The organism is Nocardioides pelophilus (genome assembly GCF_014180685.1).
Taxonomy (GTDB): domain Bacteria; phylum Actinomycetota; class Actinomycetes; order Propionibacteriales; family Nocardioidaceae; genus Nocardioides; species Nocardioides pelophilus.
This window is the reverse complement of record NZ_JACEHF010000060.1, coordinates 1-21,480: the sequence shown is the minus strand read 5'-3', so window position 1 is coordinate 21,480 and position 21,480 is coordinate 1. Positions and strand designations below refer to the sequence as shown.

Here is a 21,480-nt window from a genome sequence, read left to right as displayed (position 1 = left end):
CGCCACCCACGGTGGCGACGTCCGGGTGTGGTCGGTGGAGGGACAAGGGTCGACGTTCACCCTGACCCTGCCCCACCATGCGACGTACGACGAGGAGCTGCACACGCCCCCCGTCGCCGAGACGGTCCCCGCAGCGGCGCACGCCGACGCGGACCGCCCAGCACAACAGGAGAAGAGCCAGTGACCCGAGTACTCGTCGTCGAGGACGAAGAGAGCTACAGCGACGCGCTCGCCTACATGCTCCGCAAGGAGGGCTTCGAGGTGGCGATCGCGGCCGACGGCAACGCCGCGCTCACCGAGTTCGACCGCAACGGCGCCGACATCGTGCTGCTGGACCTCATGCTGCCCGGCATCCCGGGCACCGAGGTGTGCCGCACCATCCGGCAGACGTCCAACGTCCCGGTGATCATGGTGAGCGCGAAGGACGACGAGGTCGACAAGGTGGTCGGGCTCGAGCTCGGCGCCGACGACTACGTCACCAAGCCGTACTCCCCCCGCGAGCTCGTCGCCCGGATCCGCGCGGTGCTCCGACGCGGGCTCGACACCGAGCTGCTGCCCGACACCCTCGAGGCCGGGCCGGTCCGGATGGACGTCGAGCGGCACGTCGTGACCGTCGACGGCGAGGAGCAGCGGCTGCCGCTGAAGGAGTTCGAGCTCCTCGAGATGTTCCTCCGCAACCCCGGTCGGGTCCTCACCCGCGGCCAGCTCATCGACCGGGTCTGGGGCTCCGACTACGTCGGCGACACCAAGACCCTCGACGTCCACGTGAAGCGGCTCCGCGCCAAGCTCGAGCCCGAGCCCAGCGAGCCCAAGTACCTCGTCACCGTCCGCGGGCTGGGTTACAAGTTCGACGTCTGAGGTCCGAGGCCAGGCAGTCTGCGAGGAACGAGCAGACTGCCGTCGGCCGAGGAGGTCGAGTAGCGGCCGCGGCTGAGGTCCGAGGCCAGGCAGTCTGCGAGGAACGAGCAGACTGCCGTCGGGCGAGGAGGTCGAGTAGCGGCCGCGGCTGAGGAACGAAGCCGCGATGCCGCGTATCGAGACCCGGTGAGCCGAACGGCGACCGCAACCACAGGCAGAGGGTCTCGTGACGGTCGCTGCGCGACCTCCTCGACCAACGGGTGACCGCAACCACAGGCAGAGGGTCTCGTGACGGTCGCTGCGCGACCTCCTCGACCAACGGCTGACCGCAACCACAGGCAGAGGGTCTCGTGACGGTCGCTGCGCGACCTCCTCGACCAACGGCTGACCGCAACCACAGGCAGACGGTCTCGTGACGGTCGCTGCGCGACCTCCTCGACCAACGGGTGACCGCAACCACAGGCAGAGGGTCTCGTGACGGTCGCTGCGCGACCTCCTCGACCAACGGCTGACCGCAACCACAGGCAGACGGTCTCGTGACGGTCGCTGCGCGACCTCCTCGACCAACGGCGACCGCAACCACAGGCAGAGGGTCTCGTGACGGTCGCTGCGCGACCTCCTCGACCAACGGGTGACCGCAACCACAGGCAGAGGGTCTCGTGACGGTCGCTGCGCGACCTCCTCGACCAACGGCTGACCGCAACCACAGGCAGAGGGTCTCGTGACGGTCGCTGCGCGACCTCCTCGACCAACGGCGACCGCATCTCACGCACCGCTGACCGAAAACCGCGCGACGGATGTCGGTGCCGCCCCGTAGTTTCGACGGCGTGACGAAATCCGGGAACGTCCTGCCTCTGCTCGCGGTCGGGACGACGTTGGTCTTCTGGGCGTCGGCGTTTGTCGCGATCCGGCACCTGGCCGACGACTTCTCCGCTGGTCCGTTGACCCTCGCCCGGATGGGGGTCGCGGCGATCGCGCTCGCGTTCTTCGCACTGCGGGACGGCCTGCCCCGGCCGACCCGGAAGCAGTGGGCGTCGATCACCGTCATCGGGGTCCTGTGGTTCTCGATCTACCACCTCGCGCTCAACCAGGGCGAGGTCTGGGTCGACGCCGGTACGGCGGCGATGCTGCTGCAGGTCTCCCCCGTGCTCGTGGCCGTGCTCGCCGCGGTGTTCCTGGGCGAGCGGTTCACGACGCCGCTCGTGATCGGTCTGCTCGTCGCGTTCGCCGGCGTGGCCCTGATCGGGCTGTCGGGCAACGGCGACAGCGACGTCGACTCCGGCAAGATGCTCCTCGGCGCGTTGCTCTGCGTGGTGTCCGCGGTGACCTACTCGGTGAGCCTGATCCTCCAGAAGCCGCTGCTCACCGACCTGACGGCCGTCCACGTCACCTGGCTCGCCTGCGGCATCGGCGCCATCACCTGCCTGCCGTTCGGTCCGTCCCTGCTGTCCGAGGCGGCCGACGCGCCCACCTCGTCGCTGCTCTGGTTGGTCTACCTGGGGGTCTTCCCCACGGCGATCGCGTTCACGACGTACGCCTATGCGTTGCGACACATGACCGCGTCGTCGCTGGGCGTCACGACCTACCTGGTCCCGCCCATCACCATCGTGATGGCGCTCATCTTCCTCGGCGAGACGCCGCCGACAGTGGCGTACGTCGGAGGCGTGCTCGCGCTGGTCGGCGTCGCGATCGCCCGCCGGTCGCCGGCCAGACGGGCGGCGGCTGCTGCCGCGAAGGAGCCGGCGCCCGCGTGACCTCGACCTCGGGGCCAGTCCTCGGGGTCAGTCCTCGGTGTCGGTCGTGCCGGCCTCGAGCCAGCCGCGGAAGGCCTCGAGGTTGCGGGTCGACTCTCCGCGGGAGATCCGCCACTCCCACTCCTTGCGGATCGACGACTCGAAGCCGAGCTCGAGGATCGCGTTGAACGACTCGTCGGAGTAGGTCAGCACCGAGCCCAGCAGCCGGTCGAGCTCGTCGTGATTCACCATCGAGAGCGGCAGCCGGGCGTCGAGGTAGATGTCGCCGTGGTGGTCGAGGCCGAACGCGACGGCGTACATGCGCATGTTGCGCTCGAGCAGCCAGCGGTAGACGCGCTCGAACTCCTCGTCCGGGCGCCGGCACACGAAGGCGTGCACACCGAGTGCGTGCGGGCCGATGTCGAGCCGCACCGGCGTCTGCTGCTTGCGCTCGCCGGGCAGGGCGAACGTGAAGACGCCGGGCTCGGGCTCCTCGTACTCGATCTCCGAGGAGGCGAGGTGCTGTCGTACGACGTCGGCGAGCTCCTGGTCGCCGGTCACCCCGCCACCGCTTCGCGCATCAGCGAACCGGCGCGACGGTAGACCTCGAGGGTCTGCTCCGCGGTGGCCTCCCACGAGAAGAGCCGGGACTGCTCGAGCGCACCGGCGGCGAGCCGGTCGCGGTAGGCGGAGTCGACGACGACGGGCTCGATGGCGCGGGCCCAGTCGGTCGGGTCGTGGCTGTCGACGAGCAGGCCGCTGTGGCCGTGGCGGACGACGGTGGTGAGGCCACCGACCGCGGCCGCGACGACCGGGGAGCCGGACGCCTGGGCCTCGACGGCGACCAGGCCGAAGGACTCGTTGTAGGAGGGCACGGCCACCAGTGTGGCAGCGGCGTACCAACCCGCGAGCTCGTCCTGCGGCACCGGCGGCACGAACCGCACCACGTCGGTGATGTCGAGCTCCGCGGCGAGGTTCGCCAGTGCGGTCGGGCGTTCGAGGCCGGACCCCGACGGTCCGCCGACGATCGGCACCACCAGCCGGCGGCGCAGCTGGGGCCGCAGCCGCAGCAGCTCGGCGGTCGCGTGCAGCAGCACGTCGGGAGCCTTGAGCGGCTGGATCCGGCCCGCGAACAGCAGCACCAGCGCGTCGTCGGCGATCCCCCGGGCGGCGCGCGCGGCGGCCTGGTCCTGGGGTCGGAAGACGGCGGTGTCGACACCGGGATGGACGACCTCGACCCGCCCGGCCTCGGCGTCGTACAGGTTGATCAGCTGCTTGGCCTCGAGGTCGGTGTTGGCCAGGAGCACGTCGGCCGCCTCGACCACCTGCTCCTCGCCGATCACGCGCGCGGCCGGCTCGGGGGTGTCGCCGTCGGCGAGGGCCTCGTTCTTGACCTTCGCCATCGTGTGCATCGAGTGCACGAGCGGGACGCCCCAACGGTCGCGGGTCAGCGCGCCGACCTGGCCGGACAGCCAGTAGTGGGAGTGCACCACGTCGTAGTGCCCCAGCGGCTGCGCGGCCTCGGCCCGCAGCACCTCGCGCGCGAACACGCACAGCTGGCCGGGCAGCTCGTTCTTCGTCAGCCCCTCGAACGGCCCGGCGTGCACGTTGCGGACCTGCACGCCGTCGGCCAGCGGCACGATCGGGTCGAGCAGGCTGCTGGTCGCGCGGGTGAAGATGTCGACCTCGATCCCGCGCGCGGCCAGCCGCCGCGCGACCTCGACGACGTAGACGTTCATGCCGCCGGCGTCACCGGTCCCGGGCTGGTCGAGGGGCGAGGTGTGCAGGCTGATCATCGCCATCCGGCGGATCTCCGTCATGCACGCCTCCTCGGCAGGGTCGGGGGGCCGGGATCCGGTTGCGAACGGTCTGGCCCGAAGCGAACAACCAGGGGGGACCGGTCCGCATTCCCGGGCTGACAGAATCGCGGACATGACCAAGCCTCTCGCCGTCGTCACCGGAGCCTCCAGCGGGATCGGCGCGGCCACCGCTCGGCGGCTGGCCGGCGAGGGGTTCGAGGTGGTCTGCGTGGCGCGGCGCCAGGAGCGGATCGAGGCGCTCGCGGCCGAGATCGGCGGCCGCGCGATCGTCTGCGACGTGACCGACGCGGACGCCGTCGCTGCACTGGCGGCCGCGATCGAGGGGCCGCTCGACGTACTCGTCAACAACGCCGGCGGTGCGTTCGGCGCCACCCCGGTGGCCGAGGCCGACTCCGAGGAGTGGCGCCGGATGTTCGACGTCAACGTCATCGGTCTCATGCAGGTGACCCGCGCGCTGCTGCCGGCGCTGCTCCGGAGCGGGTCCGGGATCATCGTCAACGTCGGCTCGACCGCCGGCCGGGTGGCCTATGAGGGCGGGGGCGGCTACACCGCCGCCAAGCACGGCACCAAGGTCGTCACCGAGACGCTGCGGCTGGAGCTCTACGACCAGCCGATCCGGGTGTGCGAGGTGGCGCCCGGGATGGTGCGGACCGACGAGTTCGCGCTGGTGCGGTTCGGCGGCGACCAGGCGAAGGCCGACGCGGTCTACGCCGGTGTGCCCGACCCCCTGACCGCCGACGACGTCGCCGACGCCATCACCTGGGTGGCCACCCGTCCCGCCCACGTCAACATCGACGAGCTGGTCATGCGCCCGCGGGCGCAGGCCGCCCAGCACAAGGTGCACCGCGTGTGAGTCCGCGGCCGGCGCCCGCCGCTCGCACCCTCCCGGCCCTGCCACCCTTGCCACCTTCCCGGCGGTGGACGACCCTTGCGCCATGGGACTGTTCCGCAAGCTCCTGGGCGGCGCCGACCGGATAGCCCAGGCCGAGTCCGACCTCGAGCACGCCGTGTTCCGGGACCGGCGCTACGAGCGGGCGGCCCGGCTGGCCGAGGCCGGCGACCCCGGCACCGCGGTGGTGACCGGGATCCGGCGGCGGTCGAACGACGGCACGACGACGACCCACCTGCGACTGGAGTGGTTCGCGCCGGAGCCGCAGGTCGGCGGCCTCCTCTTCGGTGATGCGCTGCACCCCGCGCTGCGGCTGGGATCGACGGTGCGGATCCGGACCGACGGCCGCTCGGTCGTCATCGACCCGCAGGCGATGGCCGACGTGGCGACGGCGCCGGACGACCCGGGCCGCAGCGTCCGCAAGACCCCCGATCCCGGTCTCTCCGACACCTCCCTCGACTCGCGGGTGCTGTCACGGCTACGCAAGTGGCCGGCCGAGAACGCGATCGTCGTGTCGTTCGCGCAGGCCCGCGCGCTCGGCATGCCGACCCAGAACTGGGACGTCGTCGTCCGGCGCGCAGACGGGTCGCACGCGACCATCAACCGCGACCACGTCCCGCCGTACGTCTCCTGGTACGTCCACCCGGGCGCCGAGATCCCCGTGGTCATCGACCCGAAGGACCCGGGGCGCGCCCAAGGTGACTGGCCCCGGCTCGCGGAGGAGCGGGCGGTCGCCGGCGGCACCTGGCAGGACACACCACCACCGGGGAGCATCGCCGAGGACGCGACCAGGAGCCAGTAGCAGCCCGCCTCAGGATCCTTGGGCGGTCAGCCCAACGCGCGATCGAGAGCGGCCTCGACGTGCAACGTCGTGCACGGGAAGACCGGCAGGTCGGAGTCGGCCTGCTTGACGAGCAGCTCGAGCTCGGAGCAGCCGAGGATCACCCCGCCGGCGCCCGCGTCCCACAGCTCGTCGATCAGGGAGACGACGTACTTCCGGGAGTCGTCGACGATCCTGCCGTGCACCAGCTCGTCGTAGATGATCCGGTTCAGCTCGTCGTGGTGCTGAGCCTCGGGTACGACGACCTCGAGCCCGTGCCGCGCGATGCGCTCGGTGAAGAACGTCCGGCTCATCGCGAACTGGGTCCCGAGCAGCGCCATCGACTCCACGCCCTCGGCCTTGCCGGCCTCGGCGACCACGTCGGCCAGGTGCAGCAGCGGGATCTCGATCGCCGCCTCGACCTGCTCTGCCACCCGGTGGAACGTGGTGGTGCACAGCAGCAGGAACTCGGCACCGGCCCGCTCGACCGACTGCGCGGCGGCCGCCACGACCTCGGCGACGCCGTCCCAGTCCTCGGCCAGCTGGAGGGCGGTGACCTCGGCGAACTCGACCGACGCCATGACGGTCTTGGCGGAGTGGAGCCCGCCGAGCCGGGCCTCGACGCCGCGGTTGAGAAGGTCGTAGTAGGCCGCGCTGCTCTCCCAGCTCATGCCCCCGACGAGTCCGATCGTCTGCATTGGAGCAGCCTACCGACGATTGCCGATGTGAGCGGGGCGCCCCGACGCCGATAGTCTGGTCGACGGCCCGAATCCGGCGCCGACCCTCCCCGAACGAGAGCAAGCGACGTACACCCATGTCTCAGACCCGACGCACTGACCTGCGCAACGTCGCCATCGTGGCGCACGTCGACCACGGCAAGACCACGCTGGTCGACGCGATGCTCCACCAGGCGGGCGCGTTCACCGCGCACCAGGCCGAGGGTGTCGCGGAGCGGGTCATGGACTCCGGCGACCTCGAGCGGGAGAAGGGCATCACGATCCTCGCGAAGAACACCGCGGTGCACTACCGCGGTCCTTCGGCCCACGAGCTCGCCGGTGGCGACATGACGATCAACATCATCGACACCCCCGGCCACGCCGACTTCGGTGGCGAGGTGGAGCGCGGCCTGTCGATGGTCGACGGGATCGTCCTGCTCGTCGACGCCAGCGAGGGTCCGCTCCCCCAGACCCGGTTCGTGCTCCGCAAGGCGCTCAACGCCGACATGCCGGTGATCCTGGTGGTCAACAAGACCGACCGGGCCGACGCGCGGATCAGCGAGGTCGTCGACGAGACCTACGAGCTGTTCATGGACCTGCTCGACGAGTCGCACAGCCAGGACGCCCTCGACTTCCCGGTCGTCTACGCCTCGGGCAAGGCCGGCATCGCGAGCCTCACCCAGCCCGCCGACGGCAGCATGCCGGAGGGCAACGACCTCGAGCCGCTGTTCCGCACGATCCTCGAGAACATCCCCGCTCCGACGTACGACGAGGGCGCGCCGCTGCAGGCCCACGTCACCAACCTCGACGCGTCGCCCTTCCTGGGTCGGCTCGCGCTGGTCCGGGTCCACCAGGGCGAGCTGCGCAAGGGCCAGCAGGTCGCCTGGATGAAGCGCGACGGCACCGTCAAGAACGTCAAGGTCACCGAGCTCCTCGTCACCGAGGGCCTCGAGCGCAAGCCTGGCGAGAAGGCCGGTCCCGGCGACATCGTCGCGGTCGCCGGCTTCCCGGACATCACCATCGGCGAGACGCTGGCCGACCCGGAGAACCCCGTCGCGCTCCCCCTGATCCACGTCGACGAGCCCGCGATCTCGATGACGATCGGCACCAACACCTCGCCGCTCGTCGGCCGGATCAAGGGATCGAAGGTCACCGCACGACTGGTCAAGGACCGGCTCGACTCCGAGCTGATCGGCAACGTGTCGCTGCGGATCCTGCCGACCGAGCGCCCCGACGCCTGGGAGGTGCAGGGCCGCGGTGAGCTGGCGCTGGCGATCCTCGTCGAGCAGATGCGCCGCGAGGGCTACGAGCTGACCGTCGGCAAGCCGCAGGTGGTCACCAAGGAGATCAACGGCAAGCTGCACGAGCCGATGGAGCGGCTGACCATCGACGCTCCCGAGGAGTACCTCGGCACGATCACCGAGCTCCTGGCCACCCGCAAGGGCCGCATGGAGCAGATGACCAACCACGGCACCGGCTGGGTCCGCATGGAGTTCATCGTGCCGGCCCGGGGCCTGATCGGGTTCCGCACCGAGTTCCTCACCGACACCCGCGGCACGGGCATCGCCCACCACATCTCCGAGGGCTACGAGCCCTGGGCCGGCGAGATCCGCTCGCGCAACAACGGCTCGCTCGTCGCCGACCGCGCCGGCGCGGCGACGGCGTACGCGATGACGTCGCTGCAGGAGCGGGGCGTGATGTTCGTCGAGCCCGCGACCGAGGTCTACGAGGGCATGATCGTCGGCGAGAACTCCCGCGCCGACGACATGGACGTCAACATCACCAAGGAGAAGCAGCAGACCAACATCCGGTCCGCGACCTCCGACAACTTCGAGAAGCTCATCCCGCCGCGGCGGCTCTCGCTCGAGCAGTGCCTCGAGTTCTGCCGCGAGGACGAGTGCGTCGAGGTCACCCCCGACTCGGTGCGGATCCGCAAGGTCGTGCTCGACCAGAACGAGCGCGCCAAGACGGCCGCCCGGGCCCGCAAGGCCAAGTAGCCGCTCAGCCCGCGGGCGCCAGCCGTTCGCCCGACTCGGTGTCGAACACGTGCAGCGCCTTCGGGTCCGCCACCAGGCGGACCTCCTGGCCCGCCCGCAGCTCCTGGCGACCCTCGAGCCGCGCGACGACCTGCGGCAGCAGTCCGTCGGACGTCGTGCTCGCGTCGACCCCGGCCGGCGTCGCGTACAGGAAGGCGTCGGCACCCAGCTGCTCCACGACCGCGACCGTGACGGGGAAACCCGGCTGCCCGTCGGCGGCGAGCCGCCACGACTCCGGGCGGATGCCGAGGGTCACCGAGCCCGAGGACGCCGCGGCGGCGGTGCGGTCGATCGGCAGCTCGTAGCCGTCGACGTTCGCGACCCCGTCGCCGGAGGTCTTGCCGGCCAGCAGGTTCATGGCCGGCGACCCGATGAAGCCCGCCACGAACAGGTTGGCCGGCTTGTCGTAGAGGGCGAGGGGCGTGTCGACCTGCTGGAGCCGGCCGGCCTTCATCACCGCGACCCGGTCGCCCATGGTCATCGCCTCGACCTGGTCGTGGGTGACGTAGACGGTGGTCACCCCGAGCCGGCGCTGGAGCGCGGCGATCTGGGTGCGGGTCGACACCCGGAGCTTGGCGTCGAGGTTGGAGAGCGGCTCGTCCATCAGGAAGACCTGCGGCTTCCGCACGATCGCGCGGCCCATCGCCACGCGTTGCCGCTGGCCGCCCGAGAGCGCGCGCGGCTTGCGGCCGAGGACGTCCTCGAGGTCGAGCAGGCGTGCCGCCTCGGCGACCCGCGCCTTGCGCTCGGCCGCGCCCACGCGGGCGATCTTGAGTGCGAACGCCATGTTCTCGGCGACGGTCAGGTGGGGGTAGAGCGCGTAGTTCTGGAACACCATCGCGATGTCGCGGTCCTTCGGCGCGACCCGGGTGACGTCGTGGTCGCCGATCCAGATCGATCCGGACGTGGCCTCCTCGAGCCCGGCGAGCATCCGCAGCGAGGTCGACTTCCCGCACCCGGACGGACCGACGAACACCATGAACTCGCCGTCCTCGATGGTGAGGTCGAGGTCGGACACCGCCGGTTCCTTCGCGCCCGGGTAGACGTGCTCGGCGTGCTCGAAGCGCACTTGCGCCATCTGGATTCCCTTCCGCCTGCCGGCCCTCGGGAGGGCGGCAACAGCATGACCGCGGTCACAGTACGCCGCCGCTGGCCCCTCGTCTAGTGGAAGCGCTCTCACGTGTCGGTGCTCGCGGATCCAGCGGCTGCGCGGCGACTATTGACACGTCATGTGACCCATGTCATGGTGTGGCCGCTGCCAGTTGTGGAAGCGCTCTCACACCTGGCAGTGCTTGAGATCATCAGATCCCACCCTCCACGGAAGTACTACGGGCAGGAGTGTCACACCGTGCGCATCACCACCACCGGGCCGCATCGGCCCGTCGTCCGCCGGGGCCAGGTCGTCCTCGGCGCGGTCACCGCTCTGGTCCTCGGGCTGACGGCGTGCGGAGACGACTCCGACCCGACCAAGTCCGCCGAGCAGGAGGACCTGAAGGAAGGCGAGTCGCTCACCATCACCACGTTCGGCGAGTTCGGCTACGACGCTCTCATCGAGGAGTGGAACGAGGCCAACCCCGACATCCAGGTCAAGCAGACCAAGGTGTCGCTGTGGGACGACTGGAAGAACGAGCTCAACACCCTCCTCCAGGCCAACGAGGGTCTCCCCGACGTCGTGGCGATCGAAGGCGACTTCATGCCGGCGCTCGTCGCCGCCCCGGACCGCTGGGTCGACCTCTCCGACGACGAGGTCGAGGGCCGCTGGCTGGAGTTCAAGGAGGACGCCGCCACCACCCCCGACGGCGCGCTCCTCGGCTACGCGACCGACGCCGGTCCCGAGGCGATCTGCTACCGCGCCGACCTCTTCGAGAAGGCGGGGCTGCCGACCGACCGCGAGGAGGTCGCCGCCAGTATGACGACGTGGGAGGACTACTTCGCCCTCGGCGAGGAGTTCGTCGCCAACAGCGACGCCGCCTGGTACGACGCCTCGGGCTCGATCGCCCAGGCGATGCTCAACCAGGTCGAGTTCCCCTTCGAGCAGGCCGACAACTCCGTGGACGTCGAGAACGACGAGCTCCGCGCCGTCTACGAGACCGTGACCGCCAACACCGAGTCGCTGTCCACCAAGGCTGCCCAGTGGAGCGACGACTGGTCGGCCGGCTTCCAGAACGACGGTTTCGCCACCGTCCCGTGCCCCGGCTGGATGCGGAGCAACATCCGTGACAACACCGGCGACCCCGCCCCCAACGGTGTCGTGTGGGACATCGCCGACGTCTTCCCCGGCGGCGGCGGCAACTGGGGCGGTTCCTACCTCGCGGTCCCGAAGGCCTCTCCGCACCAGGAGGCGGCCCAGGAGTTCGCGGCTTGGATCACCGCTCCGGAGCAGCAGCTGGAGATCTTCCAGACGCTGGGCAACTTCCCGTCGCAGGTCGAGGCGCTCGAGGACCCGGAGCTGCTCTCGACCCAGGACGAGTACTTCAACGGCGCCCCTGCGGGCGAGATCTTCTCCAACCGGGCCGCGGCGATCACCGTCCAGCCGTACCACGGCCCGCTCTACTCCGACATCCTCGGCAAGTTCCAGGAGGCGATCACCCGGGTCGACCAGGGCGCGGATCCTGAGGAGTCGTGGCAGACCTTCGTGAACGAGGTCGACTCCCTCCAGTGAGCACCCGCCTCGAGGGCACCCCCGCCGGGGCCGCGGAAGATCCCGCAGCCCCGGCGGGTGGCCATCATCGGCACAACCGGGCCCGGCTGGTACGACGCGAGCGGCTGTCGCGCTGGGACCTGAGGCTGTCGCCGTACCTCTACATCTCGCCCTTCTTCATCCTGTTCGGGCTGGTCGGCCTCTACCCGCTGATCTACACCGGCTACCTGTCGCTCTACGACTGGGACCGCTTCTACTACCAGCGCGGCGAGTTCGTCGGCCTGGAGAACTACCGGTTCGTCCTCGGTGACCCGGTCTTCATCAAGTCGCTGGTCAACACCTTCAGCATCTTCCTGATGTCCTCGGTGCCGCAGGTGGTCATCGCGGTGACCGTTGCGGCACTGCTCGACAACCGGCTGCGCGGGCGCACCTTCTGGCGGATGAGCGTGCTGCTGCCGTTCGTGGTCGCCCCGACCGCCGCCGTGCTGATCTTCGGCAGCCTCTTCGCCGACCAGTACGGCGTGGTGAACTCGGCGCTCGAGAGCCTCGGCCTGGAGCCGGTCCGGTGGCACGTCGACCGCTGGTGGAGCCACCTCGCGATCGCCGGCATGGTGAACTGGCGCTGGACCGGCTACAACGCGCTCATCTTCCTCGCCGCGATGCAGGCCGTGCCGCGCGACCTCTACGAGTCGGCCGCGCTCGACGGCGCCGGCCGGGTCCGTCAGTTCTTCTCGGTCACGCTGCCGATGATCCGGCCGACGATGATCTTCGTCATCGTCACCAGCACGATCGGCGGCCTGCAGATCTTCACCGAGCCGCGGCTCTTCGACGACACCCCGCAACGCGAGGGCGGACCCGACCACCAGTACATGACCTCGACCCTCTACATCTACGTGAAGGGCATCGAGGACCAGTTCTACGGACGGGCCTCCGCGGCGGCGTGGGTGCTGTTCCTCATCATCGTCGGGATCGCGCTGCTCAACTTCGCGATCACCCGCTTCCTCACCAGGAGGTCGGCATGAGCTCGAGCGAGGCGAGCCGTCGTCCGGGATTCGTCGTCTACGGCCTGCTGGCCGCGTTCGTCGCGGGGTCGGCGCTCCCCCTGTACTGGTCGTTCGTCATCGGGTCGCACACCAAGGACGAGGCTAACTCGAAGCCGCCGCCCCTCGTGCCGGGTGGCCACTTCCTCGACAACGCGCGCCGGGTGCTCGACACCACCGAGTTCTGGGGCGCGATGCTCAACAGCTTCCTGGTCTCCACGGCGTGCGCGGCGTCGGTCGTGTTCTTCTCGACCATGGCCGGCTACGCCTTCGCGAAGCTCAAGTTCCGCGGCAGCAGCGCGCTGATGGGCTTCGTGGTGATGACGATGGCGGTGCCGACCCAGCTGGCGATCGTCCCGCTCTTCATCCTCATGCGTGACTACGGGCTGCTCGACACCCTGGCTGCGGTGGCACTCCCGTCGCTGGTCACGGCGTTCGGCGTCTTCTTCATGCGCCAGTACCTCGTCGACGCGATCCCGGACGAGCTGATCGAGGCCGCCCGGGTCGACGGGTGCACGATGTTCCGCACCTTCCTGACCGTTGCCGTGCCTGCCGCGCGACCCGCGATGGCGATGCTCTTCCTCTTCACGTTCATGTTCGTCTGGACCGACTACATGTGGCCGCTCGTCGCGCTGCAGGAGACGCAGACCCTGCAGCTGGCGCTCGACCGGCTGGCGCTGACCGGACAGGGCCAGACCACCGACTACGCCCTGGTGCTCGCCGGCACCGGGATGGCCACCGTGCCGCTGCTGATCCTGTTCGCCCTGTCGGGTCGCCACCTGGTGGCCGGCATCATGCAAGGAGCCGTCAAAGGATGACCCAGACCGAGGAGACCCGCTCCGCAGCGGTGCGCTTCCCCCCCGACTTCCTGTGGGGCGCTGCCACGGCGGCGTACCAGATCGAGGGCGCGACCGCGGAGGACGGGCGGACCCCGTCGATCTGGGACACCTTCGCCCGGACCCCCGGCGCCGTCCTCGACGGCGACACCGGCGACATCGCGTGCGACCACTACCACCGGATGGCCGACGACGTCGCCCTGATGGCACGGCTCGACCTCAACGCCTACCGGTTCTCCACCGCGTGGCCGCGGGTGCGCCCGGACGGCGGTCGTCCCAACCGGGCCGGCGTGGACTTCTACGCCCGCCTGGTCGACGAGCTGCTCGGTCGCGGCATCACGCCGTGGCTGACGCTGTACCACTGGGACCTCCCGCAGGTCCTGGAGGACGCCGGGGGTTGGACCAACCGCGACACGGCGTACCGCTTCGCGGACTACGCACTCACGCTGTACGACGCCCTCGGCGACCGGGTGTCGTACTGGACCACGATGAACGAGCCGTGGTGCTCGGCGTTCCTCGGCTACACCGGGGGGCAGCACGCGCCCGGCCGGCAGGAGGGCGTCGCGGGCATCGTGGCCGCCCACCACCTGATGCTGGGGCACGGGCTGGTCGTCGACGAGCTGCGCCGCCGCGGCACCTCCGCACAGCTGGGCATCACGTTGAACCTCACCGTCGCCGAGCCGTTCGACGCGGCCGAGCCCGCCGACGTCGAGGCCGCGCGGCGCGTCGACGGCCTGTGGAACCGGATGTTCCTCGACCCGGTGCTGCGCGGCGCCTACGCCGACGACCTCCACGACGACACCGCGGGCATGACCTGGCGCGGCCGCGCCTGGGAGGACTTCGTCCTCGACGGCGACCTCGCCCTGATCAGCACCCCGCTCGACGTGCTGGGCGTGAACTACTACCACGGTGACGGCGCCTCGGGCCGGCCGCACCCGGCCGCCGACCTGCTCGGCTCCCGGGTCCGCCATCCCGAGCGACCGGTCACCTCGCCGTTCCCCGGCGGCGACGACATCACCTTCCCGCGGCGGGGCTACCCGGTCACCGGGATGGACTGGGAGGTGCAGCCCGAGGGCCTCACCCGGCTGCTCGTGCGGCTGCAGGAGGAGTACGCCGCGCCGCCGATGTACATCACCGAGAACGGTGCCGCGTACGACGACGTGGTCGGTCCGGACGGGACGGTCGCGGACCCCGCCCGCCTGGCGTTCCTGGAGTCCCACCTCCGGGCGGTCCATGCCGCCCTCGAGGCCGGCGTCGACGTACGCGGCTACTTCGCGTGGTCGCTGCTCGACAACTTCGAGTGGGCCTACGGCTACGAGCAACGCTTCGGGATCGTCCACGTCGACTACCGCACGCAGCAGCGCACGCCGAAGGCCAGCGCGCAGTGGTACGCCGGGGTCGCCCGAACGTCCGCGATCGCTGCCGTCGAGTCCGGCGGGGCCACGGAGGGCGACCGATAACGTGCCCCGCGTGACCCAGCCACCGAGCCGTCCGGGCAGTGACCCGGGCCAGGCGCCGACCCTCGACGAGGTCGCGCGGCTGGCGGGCGTGTCGCGCGCGACGGCGTCGCGGGCGATCAACGGTGGCAACCGGGTGTCGCCCACCGCGCTCGCCGCGGTCGAGGCGGCCGTCGCGACGCTCGGCTACACCCCCAACCCGGCCGCCCGGAGCCTCGTGACGCGGCGCACCGACTCGGTGGCGCTCGTCGTCCCCGAGCCGGACGAGCGGGTCTTCAGCGATCCGTTCTTCGTCCACACGCTGCGCTCGGTCAACCGGGTGCTCGCTCCCCGCGACCTGCAGCTGGTGCTGCTGCTCGCGCGTCCGGGCGACGAGGAGCGCCGGATGCTCCGCTACCTCGGCCGCCGCCACATCGACGGTGCCGTGGTCGTCTCCCACCACTCCGAGGACCGGCTCGCCGAGCACCTCGCCTCGCTCGGCCTGCCGTGCGCGTTCGTCGGCCGTCCGTGGTCGGGCGCCGACAAGGTGCCCTACGTCGACACCGACAACATCGCCGGCGCCCGGCTCGCCGCCGAGCACCTCGTCGAGCGCGGCTGTCGGCGGATCGGCACCATCGCCGGGCCGGTCGACATGGCCGCCGGCATCGACCGGCTCGACGGCTGGCGATCGGCGGTGCTGGACGCGGGCCTGCGCGACGACGTGGTCGAGCACGGTGACTTCACCGAGGCCGGTGGCGCCCGCGCCACGCGTGCCCTCCTGGACGCACACCCGGACGTCGACGGCCTCTTCGTCGCGTCCGACCTGATGGCGGCCGGCGCGCTCGAGGCCCTCGCCGCTGCCGGCCGCGCGGTGCCCGACGACGTCGCCGTGATCGGCTACGACGACCTCGGTGTGGCCGAGCGGGTCACCCCGGCCCTCACCACCGTGCGTCAGCCTCTCAACGAGATGGCCGAGCAGGCGACCCGCCTGGTGCTCGACCAGCTCGACCGGACCCGCCCCACCCAGCCGGTGCGGGTGATCTTCCCGCCGTCGCTGGTCGTGCGCCAGTCCGCTTGAATCAGTCCGTGCTCCTCGACCTCCAGCTCGACGCCCGACCCGACCAGAGCCTCGCCCGGGCCCGTGAGCTCCGGGAGGCCGGCGCGGCCGGGCTGTTCACCTTCGAGGGCCCGCACGACGTCTTCCTGCCGCTCGCGGCGGCGGCCGGCCAGGTCGACGTCGACCTGATGACCAACGTCGCGATCGCGATGCCGCGCAGCCCGATGCACCTCGCGCACGCCGCCTGGGACCTCCAGCTGATGAGCGGCGGGCGGTTCCGGCTGGGCCTGGGCTCGCAGATCCGGCCGCACATCGAGAAGCGGTACGGCGCCACGTGGTCGCCGCCCGCGGCCCGGATGCGGGAGATCGTGCTCGCGGTCAAGGCGATCCTGTCGTCGTGGCAGGACGGCACCCGACTGGACTTCCGCGGCGAGCACACCACCCACACGCTGATGCCTCCGACCTTCGTGCCGGGGCCGAACCCCTACGGCCCTCCCCCTGTGCTGCTCGGCGCGCTCGGACCACTGATGACCCGCACCGCGGCCGAGGTCGCCGACGGCCTGCTGGTGATGCCGTTCCACAGCCACCGACACTTCCGGGAGCGGACCCTGCCGGCCGTCGCCCACGGGCTCGCGCAGGCCGGCCGCGACCCGGCCGCCTTCCCGATCTACCCGCAAGCCATCGTCGCCATGGGTCGCACCGACGAAGAGCTGCAGCGGGCGTCGTACGGCGTGCGCGGGCTGCTCGCGTTCTACGGCTCGACACCGGCCTACGTCCCGGTGCTGGAGGCCGAGGGCTGGAGCGACCTCCAGCCCGAGCTCAACCGGCTGTCCAAGACCGGTGACGTCGCGACCATGATCGGGCTGGTGTCCGACGAGATGGCCGCGACGCTCGCCGTGCGCGGCACCCCGGAGGAGTGCGCGGCGGAGATCAAGCGCCGGTTCGGCGACGTCGCGGACCGGGTGTGCTGCTACTTCCCGGGCTACAACGCCCCGGTCGACCAGATCGCCGCCCTGGCCGCGGCCCTGCGCTGACCGGACCTGCGCTGATCGGCCGACGGGCGCGCCGTCACGCCTTGCCGAACGCGGGCTTCTCCTTCGCCAGGAAGGCGCGCACGCCCTCGGCGAAGTCGGGTCCGCCGTAGACCTCGCGGAGCAGCTGCTCCTCGTCGGCGGGGGACGCCTCGGTGAGCATCGCCCGGGCGAGCAGCTGCTCCTTGGTGACCCGGAGCGTGACCGGCGAGGCCTGGACGATCCCGTCCACCAGCGCGGCCACCTCGCGGTCCAGCGCGTCGCGGTCGTCGACGCACCCGAGGAGCGCGCCGGCGGCGTACGCCCGATCGGCGGCGACCAGCCGGGACGCCAGCAGCATCTCGCGGGTCAGCGACTCGCCGAAGACGGCGGCGCACCGGTAGAGCACCGGCGAGGACAGCGCGTTGCCGAGGGTGCGGGCGATCGGGTAGCCGAACCGGCTGCCCGCCGTCGCGACCCGCAGGTCGCAGCTGGTCGCGACGGCGAGACCGCCGCCGACGCACACGCCGTCGATCGCGGCGATGGTCACCTGCGGCAGCGTGAACAGACCGTCGAGCATCTCGCGGATCCAGGTCTCGTAGCCGACCGCGTCGTCGGTCTCGACGAAGTCGGAGATCTCGTTGCCGGCCGCGAACGCCTGCCCGCCCGCACCGCGCAGCACGACCACCCGCACGGAGCTGTCGGTCGCGGTGTCGATCCAGAGCTGCCGGAGCTCGCCGTACATCGCCTTGGTGAAGGCGTTGCGGCGCTGCGGACGGTTGAAGGTGATGTCCAGGACGCCGTCGCGGCGCTCGATCAGCAGGTCGTTCACGAGCGGCTACGGTACGGCGTCAGCGGGCCTCGCCCGGGATGATCCCACGGAGAACTTCGTCACGTCGGTGGCTCACGACGACCGCTGCGACGGCGCCGCCGATCGCCCCGAACAGGTGGCCCTGCCACGAGACGCCCGGCTGCCCCGGCAGCACGCCCCACAGGACGCCGCCGTACACGAACAGCACGACGACACCGAGCGCGAACTCCCAGAACTTCCGGTTCACCACCCCGCGGATCGCGAGGTAGACGATGAACCCGAAGACCAGGCCGGACGCCCCGATGTGCACGCTGTTGCTCCCGGCGACCAGCCACACGCCGATCCCGCCGACCAGCCAGATCACGCCGGTCGCCGCGAGCCCGCGCAGCACACCCGACGCCAGGGTGAGGAAGCCGAGCACCATGAACGGGACGCTGTTGGCCGACAGGTGGTCCCAGCCGCCGTGCAGCAGCGGTGCGAAGAGGATGCCGAGCAGGCCCTCGTCCGACCGCGGCTTGACGCCGTACTGGTCGAGGTCGTTGCCCATGGCCTGGTCGACGATCTCGATCACCCACAGCAGCGCGGTGAAGCCGACGATGATGGCGGCTGCCTGTTGCCAGACGGGAATCTCACGGCCCCTGATCTCCACGGAGGTCAGTGTGCCCCGGTCAGGCCGACCAGCAAACCACCCAGTACTGCACGCCGTACGGCGCGTCGTCGTACCCGACCTCGGCGCGGTGGGCGGGTGTGAGCAGGTCCGCCAGCGCGCGGATGCCGGCCAGGTCGGCCCACAGCTCCTCGGCCAGCCGCTCGTCGAACCCGGTCAGCGCGCCGGGGATCGGCTCCAGCAGCGCGCGCCGGAGGTCGTCGTCGAACACCTCGGCCCGCTCGTCGAAGTGGCCGGGCGCCTTGAGCGTCCGCTTCGCCGACCCGTTGCCGACCACCAGGGTCCCGGTCGGGTCGTCCGTCGACTCCTCGGCGCCGACCTCGGCCAGCAGCTGTCGAGCGACCCGACGGCCGAGGTCGTGGGGTGCGACCACCCGGACCCGAGGCCCGAGGCTGCCCGCCGCGGTGAGACACGCGGCGCGCAGGTCAGCGACCGGGTCGTCGATGGAGGCGTACGACGGCAGCAGCGCCGGCACACCCGGCACCAGGGCCAGCCTGCTCGGACTCATGCGAGGCCCCGGATCGCGCGCCGCGGCGGGCGGCGGCCGGCGATCGACCACACCATGTCGACGACCTGACGGGTCTCGACCACCTCGTGCACGCGGTAGATCCGGGCGCCGGCCTGCGCGCAGACCGCCGTCGCCGCCAGCGTCCCGACCAGCCGCTCGCCGACAGGAAGGTCCAGGGTCTCGCCGACGAAGTCCTTGTTGGACAGCGACACCAACACCGGCCACCCGGTGTCGACCATCTCCCCCAGCCGCCGGGTGACCTCCAGCGAGTGGAAGGTGTTCTTGCCGAAGTCGTGGGCCGGGTCGATGACGATCGACTCGCGGGCGACACCCGCCGCCAGGGCGCGCTCGGCGTAGCGGACGGTGTCGTCGATCGCGGCGGCGACCACGTCGTCGTACTCGACCCGGAAGGGGCGGGTGCGCGGCGTCGCGCCGCCGGTGTGCGTGCAGACGATCGCGACGCCGTGCTCGGCTGCCACGTCGACGAGCTCGGGGTCGGCGCCGCCCCAGGCGTCGTTGAGCAGGTCGGCGCCGGCCTCGCAGACCGCTGCGCCCACCTCGGCCCGCCAGGTGTCGACCGAGATCACCAGGGAGGGGTACGCCGCGCGCACCCGGGCCACGAAGTCGACGACCCGTCCCTTCTCCTCCGCCGCCGAGATCTCCTCGCCCGGCGCGGCCTTGATCCCGCCGATGTCGACGATCTCGGCCCCCTGCGCCACCACCGCGGCGACCCGGTCGAAGGCGGCGTCCTCGGCCCAGGTGGCGCCCTGGTCGTAGAAGGAGTCCGGGGTGCGGTTGACGATCGCCATCATCAGCGTGGCGTCGTCGGCGAAGGGATGGCGGCCGAGCTGCAGGGTCACAGGAGCGCTCCCGCCGGCCCGCGCTCGACCACCTCGACCACCCGGTCCAGGGGGACCGGTCCCGGCAGGAACTGCCGCAGGATCGCCGAGCCGGCTCTTGTCGACAAGAGCCGGGTCGGCGCGATCTCGGTGCTTACACGAGCCGGGTCGGCGCGGTCGAGCGCGGCGGCGAGGATCTGCACCGCCATCCCGCCCAGGTCGAGGAGGGCCTGGTGGCCGTGCGAGCGGGTGCCGAGGTCGACCTGCGCGAGCGCCTCCTCGCCGTGCTCGCGCACCGTGTCGATGAGCGCCGCGAGCTCGACGGCGTAGCCGGTCGGGACCGACAACGACGCGAAGTGGTCGCGGCGCACGGCCCACTCGCCGGCCAGGGGCTGCACGACGCCCGCGAGCTGCGGGAAGAGCAGCGAGATCAGCGGGCGCGCGACCAGCTCGGTCACCCGGCCGCCGTCGAGCGGCCCCTGCTCCCCCGGCCGCTCGTAGTAGCCCTTGACCAGCTGCACCTCCGGCCAGGAGAGGAGCGGCCCGAGCAGCCCGGGGACGAAGTGGGTGTCCCAGTCGGTGAGGTCGGCGTCCATGAACACGATCAGGTCGCCCTCGGTGACGAAGAGCGACTTCCACATCGCCTCGCCCTTCCCGGGGTGGACGCCGAGGTCGGGCCGGATCTCCGACGCCCGGTGCACGTCCGCGCCGGCAGAGGCCGCGACGTCGTAGGTCGCATCGGTGGAGTCGCTGTCGATGACCACGATCTCGTCGACGAGCGAGACGGTGTCGACCAGTCGCTCGCGCACCCGGACCACGACGTCGCCGACGGTGCCGGCCTCGTTGCGCGCCGGCACGACCAGGCTCACCCGGGTGTCGCCCTTCGCGTCGAGGAGGTCGCCGAGCGACCAGTCCGCCCAGTGCGCGGTGCGGATGATCCCCGGGGAATCGGCGGGCATGGTCGCGACCCTACCGACCGTCCGAGGCGGCTCCCGGCCCGGCTTCGGCCCCGAACCCGTGCGCGCACCGGGGATCCGGGGCACACTGGCCTCCTCGGGGCGTAGGACAGGCATTCTCTGGGGGGAGAAAGTTCCGGGGTCCTGATGCGAGCTCTCCGCAGATGGATAAGGAAGGCCCGGTGTCGGGCCAGGTACGGTCGAGCGTGCCCACACGGCGGGCACTTCGGCGGCAAGCGGCGCAGCTCGCTCACCCATGTGGTCACCCACGCGGAGAGCGGCAAGGAGCACCGCACCCCGGCTCACAAGGCCACGAAGCGCGCGACCGCGTCCGCCAAGGCCGACGCGTAGTCCCTCCGCCCGGCCAGACTGGTCATCAGCGCGGCGTCGCCGGGGTCCCGCATGTTGCCGAGCTCGACCAGGACGACCGGGACGTCGGACAGGTTGAGCGTGCCGAGATCGTCACGGACGTCGATCCCGTCGGAGCCGGCGTACGTCGACGTGGCGAAGCCGTCTTCCACCAAGGTGTCGCGCACCACCTCCGCCAGCCGCAGCGACGGCGCGGCGATGTCGGTGGTCCACGGCGACCGCTCCTCGGGGGCGATCACGTGGAAGCCGTGCGCGTCCGACGCCAGCGACCCGTCGGCATGGATGCTGATCTTGACGTCGGCCGTCGGCCCGGGCCGGTCGGGATTGCCCGCCCGTCCTCGCTCGTCGATGCACGGTCCCCACGTCGCCGGGGAGTTCGACGACCGGGTCAGCAGCACCTGGGCGCCCAGCCGCCGGAGCAGCCGGCGGGTCTCGAGC

21 protein-coding genes and 1 pseudogene are annotated in these 21,480 nt (G+C 71.3%); 12 read left to right on the top strand and 10 right to left on the bottom strand.

The features are described from left to right. The 3 genes and pseudogenes from H0488_RS24105 to H0488_RS11725 all read left to right on the top strand — a co-directional run. Positions 1–184: pseudogene (locus tag H0488_RS24105) on the top strand (two-component sensor histidine kinase); the annotation flags it as partial. Beyond that, positions 181–858 carry a response regulator gene (locus H0488_RS11730; RefSeq protein ID WP_183099458.1) on the top strand — a complete coding sequence of 226 codons (678 nt, stop codon included), beginning with the start codon at positions 181–183 and terminating at the stop codon, positions 856–858. The pseudogene H0488_RS24105 and the gene H0488_RS11730, both read left to right, overlap by 4 nt. A gap of 827 nt (positions 859–1,685) precedes the next feature. After that, positions 1,686–2,612 (top strand): DMT family transporter, encoded by a 927-nt coding sequence (locus H0488_RS11725; protein WP_312856302.1) that lies wholly within the window; start codon positions 1,686–1,688, stop codon positions 2,610–2,612. Positions 2,613–2,639: 27 nt separating this feature from the next. Here H0488_RS11725 and H0488_RS11720 read toward each other — a convergent pair whose 3' ends face one another. Both H0488_RS11720 and mshA read right to left on the bottom strand, forming a co-directional pair. Next, on the bottom strand, positions 2,640–3,152 hold the full coding sequence (locus tag H0488_RS11720) for a type III secretion system chaperone family protein (RefSeq protein WP_183099456.1): 513 nt from the start codon (positions 3,150–3,152) through the stop codon (positions 2,640–2,642). Beyond that, entirely contained in the window at positions 3,149–4,411 is a 1,263-nt protein-coding gene (gene mshA / locus H0488_RS11715) for a D-inositol-3-phosphate glycosyltransferase (protein WP_246371912.1), read from the bottom strand. The genes H0488_RS11720 and mshA overlap by 4 nt, the downstream gene beginning before the upstream one ends. Before the next feature lie 112 nt (positions 4,412–4,523). Here mshA and H0488_RS11710 point away from each other — a divergent pair, with 112 nt between their 5' ends. Both H0488_RS11710 and H0488_RS11705 read left to right on the top strand, forming a co-directional pair. Next, positions 4,524–5,264, top strand: a complete 741-nt coding sequence (locus H0488_RS11710; protein ID WP_183099455.1) for an SDR family NAD(P)-dependent oxidoreductase — start codon at positions 4,524–4,526, stop codon at positions 5,262–5,264. An 82-nt stretch (positions 5,265–5,346) separates the two neighbouring features. Then, complete coding sequence (locus H0488_RS11705) at positions 5,347–6,102, top strand: hypothetical protein (protein ID WP_183099454.1); 756 nt, start codon at positions 5,347–5,349, stop codon at positions 6,100–6,102. A gap of 26 nt (positions 6,103–6,128) precedes the next feature. Here H0488_RS11705 and H0488_RS11700 read toward each other — a convergent pair whose 3' ends face one another. Further along, positions 6,129–6,818: an aspartate/glutamate racemase family protein gene (locus tag H0488_RS11700; protein WP_183099453.1), complete on the bottom strand. Its 690-nt coding sequence runs from the start codon at positions 6,816–6,818 to the stop codon at positions 6,129–6,131. Positions 6,819–6,934: 116 nt separating this feature from the next. Between H0488_RS11700 and typA the strand changes: the two genes are divergently transcribed. Next, positions 6,935–8,833: a translational GTPase TypA gene (typA, locus tag H0488_RS11695; RefSeq protein WP_183099452.1), complete on the top strand. Its 1,899-nt coding sequence runs from the start codon at positions 6,935–6,937 to the stop codon at positions 8,831–8,833. A 4-nt stretch (positions 8,834–8,837) separates the two neighbouring features. Here typA and H0488_RS11690 read toward each other — a convergent pair whose 3' ends face one another. Further along, the gene (locus tag H0488_RS11690) at positions 8,838–9,950 is read right to left on the bottom strand and encodes an ABC transporter ATP-binding protein (RefSeq protein WP_183099451.1); all 1,113 of its coding nucleotides are present in this window, start codon (positions 9,948–9,950) and stop codon (positions 8,838–8,840) included. Positions 9,951–10,220: 270 nt separating this feature from the next. Between H0488_RS11690 and H0488_RS11685 the strand changes: the two genes are divergently transcribed. Genes H0488_RS11685 through H0488_RS11660 form a run of 6 tightly spaced genes read left to right on the top strand, consistent with a single transcriptional unit; the run spans position 10,221 to position 16,916 of the window. Continuing rightward, positions 10,221–11,534, top strand: a complete 1,314-nt coding sequence (locus H0488_RS11685; protein ID WP_312856301.1) for an ABC transporter substrate-binding protein — start codon at positions 10,221–10,223, stop codon at positions 11,532–11,534. Continuing rightward, positions 11,531–12,535 carry a carbohydrate ABC transporter permease gene (locus H0488_RS11680; protein ID WP_183099450.1) on the top strand — a complete coding sequence of 335 codons (1,005 nt, stop codon included), beginning with the start codon at positions 11,531–11,533 and terminating at the stop codon, positions 12,533–12,535. Before H0488_RS11685 ends, H0488_RS11680 begins: the two co-directional genes overlap by 4 nt. Next, a complete protein-coding gene (locus tag H0488_RS11675; RefSeq protein WP_183099449.1) occupies positions 12,532–13,371 on the top strand; it encodes a carbohydrate ABC transporter permease in 840 nt (279 codons plus the stop codon). The genes H0488_RS11680 and H0488_RS11675 overlap by 4 nt, the downstream gene beginning before the upstream one ends. Then, a complete protein-coding gene (locus H0488_RS11670; protein WP_183099448.1) occupies positions 13,368–14,849 on the top strand; it encodes a GH1 family beta-glucosidase in 1,482 nt (493 codons plus the stop codon). Before H0488_RS11675 ends, H0488_RS11670 begins: the two co-directional genes overlap by 4 nt. Before the next feature lie 10 nt (positions 14,850–14,859). Continuing rightward, positions 14,860–15,903 (top strand): LacI family DNA-binding transcriptional regulator, encoded by a 1,044-nt coding sequence (locus H0488_RS11665; RefSeq protein ID WP_183099447.1) that lies wholly within the window; start codon positions 14,860–14,862, stop codon positions 15,901–15,903. Between the two features lie 8 nt (positions 15,904–15,911). Continuing rightward, positions 15,912–16,916 (top strand): TIGR03617 family F420-dependent LLM class oxidoreductase, encoded by a 1,005-nt coding sequence (locus H0488_RS11660; RefSeq protein WP_183099446.1) that lies wholly within the window; start codon positions 15,912–15,914, stop codon positions 16,914–16,916. A gap of 34 nt (positions 16,917–16,950) precedes the next feature. On the opposite strand, the gene H0488_RS11655 is transcribed toward H0488_RS11660, so the two are convergent. The 6 genes from H0488_RS11655 to H0488_RS11630 all read right to left on the bottom strand — a co-directional run. Then, complete coding sequence (locus H0488_RS11655; RefSeq protein ID WP_183099445.1) at positions 16,951–17,724, bottom strand: enoyl-CoA hydratase-related protein; 774 nt, start codon at positions 17,722–17,724, stop codon at positions 16,951–16,953. 19 nt (positions 17,725–17,743) lie between these two features. After that, complete coding sequence (locus tag H0488_RS11650; RefSeq protein WP_312856300.1) at positions 17,744–18,352, bottom strand: rhomboid family intramembrane serine protease; 609 nt, start codon at positions 18,350–18,352, stop codon at positions 17,744–17,746. 19 nt (positions 18,353–18,371) lie between these two features. After that, complete coding sequence (locus H0488_RS11645; protein ID WP_183099444.1) at positions 18,372–18,878, bottom strand: class III extradiol ring-cleavage dioxygenase family protein; 507 nt, start codon at positions 18,876–18,878, stop codon at positions 18,372–18,374. After that, positions 18,875–19,738: a dihydropteroate synthase gene (gene folP, locus H0488_RS11640; RefSeq protein ID WP_312856299.1), complete on the bottom strand. Its 864-nt coding sequence runs from the start codon at positions 19,736–19,738 to the stop codon at positions 18,875–18,877. The genes H0488_RS11645 and folP overlap by 4 nt, the downstream gene beginning before the upstream one ends. Then, the gene (locus H0488_RS11635) at positions 19,735–20,676 is read right to left on the bottom strand and encodes a glucosyl-3-phosphoglycerate synthase (protein ID WP_183099443.1); all 942 of its coding nucleotides are present in this window, start codon (positions 20,674–20,676) and stop codon (positions 19,735–19,737) included. Before H0488_RS11635 ends, folP begins: the two co-directional genes overlap by 4 nt. 299 nt (positions 20,677–20,975) lie before the next feature. Next, positions 20,976–21,480 (bottom strand): N-acetylmuramoyl-L-alanine amidase family protein (locus H0488_RS11630; RefSeq protein WP_183099442.1); only part of this gene is annotated, 505 nt, incomplete at its 5' end.

Bases quoted from the DNA above. Each gene is read 5' to 3' on its own strand.
- H0488_RS11700 (WP_183099453.1), bottom strand. From the start codon at position 6,818: ATGCAGACGATCGGACTCGTCGGGGGCATGAGCTGGGAGAGCAGCGCG.
- H0488_RS11670 (WP_183099448.1), top strand. From the start codon at position 13,368: ATGACCCAGACCGAGGAGACCCGCTCCGCAGCGGTGCGCTTCCCCCCC.
- H0488_RS11645 (WP_183099444.1), bottom strand. From the start codon at position 18,878: ATGAGTCCGAGCAGGCTGGCCCTGGTGCCGGGTGTGCCGGCGCTGCTG.
- H0488_RS11675 (WP_183099449.1), top strand. From the start codon at position 12,532: ATGAGCTCGAGCGAGGCGAGCCGTCGTCCGGGATTCGTCGTCTACGGC.
- H0488_RS11710 (WP_183099455.1), top strand. From the start codon at position 4,524: ATGACCAAGCCTCTCGCCGTCGTCACCGGAGCCTCCAGCGGGATCGGC.
- H0488_RS11635 (WP_183099443.1), bottom strand. From the start codon at position 20,676: ATGCCCGCCGATTCCCCGGGGATCATCCGCACCGCGCACTGGGCGGAC.
- mshA (WP_246371912.1), bottom strand. From the start codon at position 4,411: ATGACGGAGATCCGCCGGATGGCGATGATCAGCCTGCACACCTCGCCC.
- H0488_RS11690 (WP_183099451.1), bottom strand. From the start codon at position 9,950: ATGGCGCAAGTGCGCTTCGAGCACGCCGAGCACGTCTACCCGGGCGCG.
- typA (WP_183099452.1), top strand. From the start codon at position 6,935: ATGTCTCAGACCCGACGCACTGACCTGCGCAACGTCGCCATCGTGGCG.
- H0488_RS11705 (WP_183099454.1), top strand. From the start codon at position 5,347: ATGGGACTGTTCCGCAAGCTCCTGGGCGGCGCCGACCGGATAGCCCAG.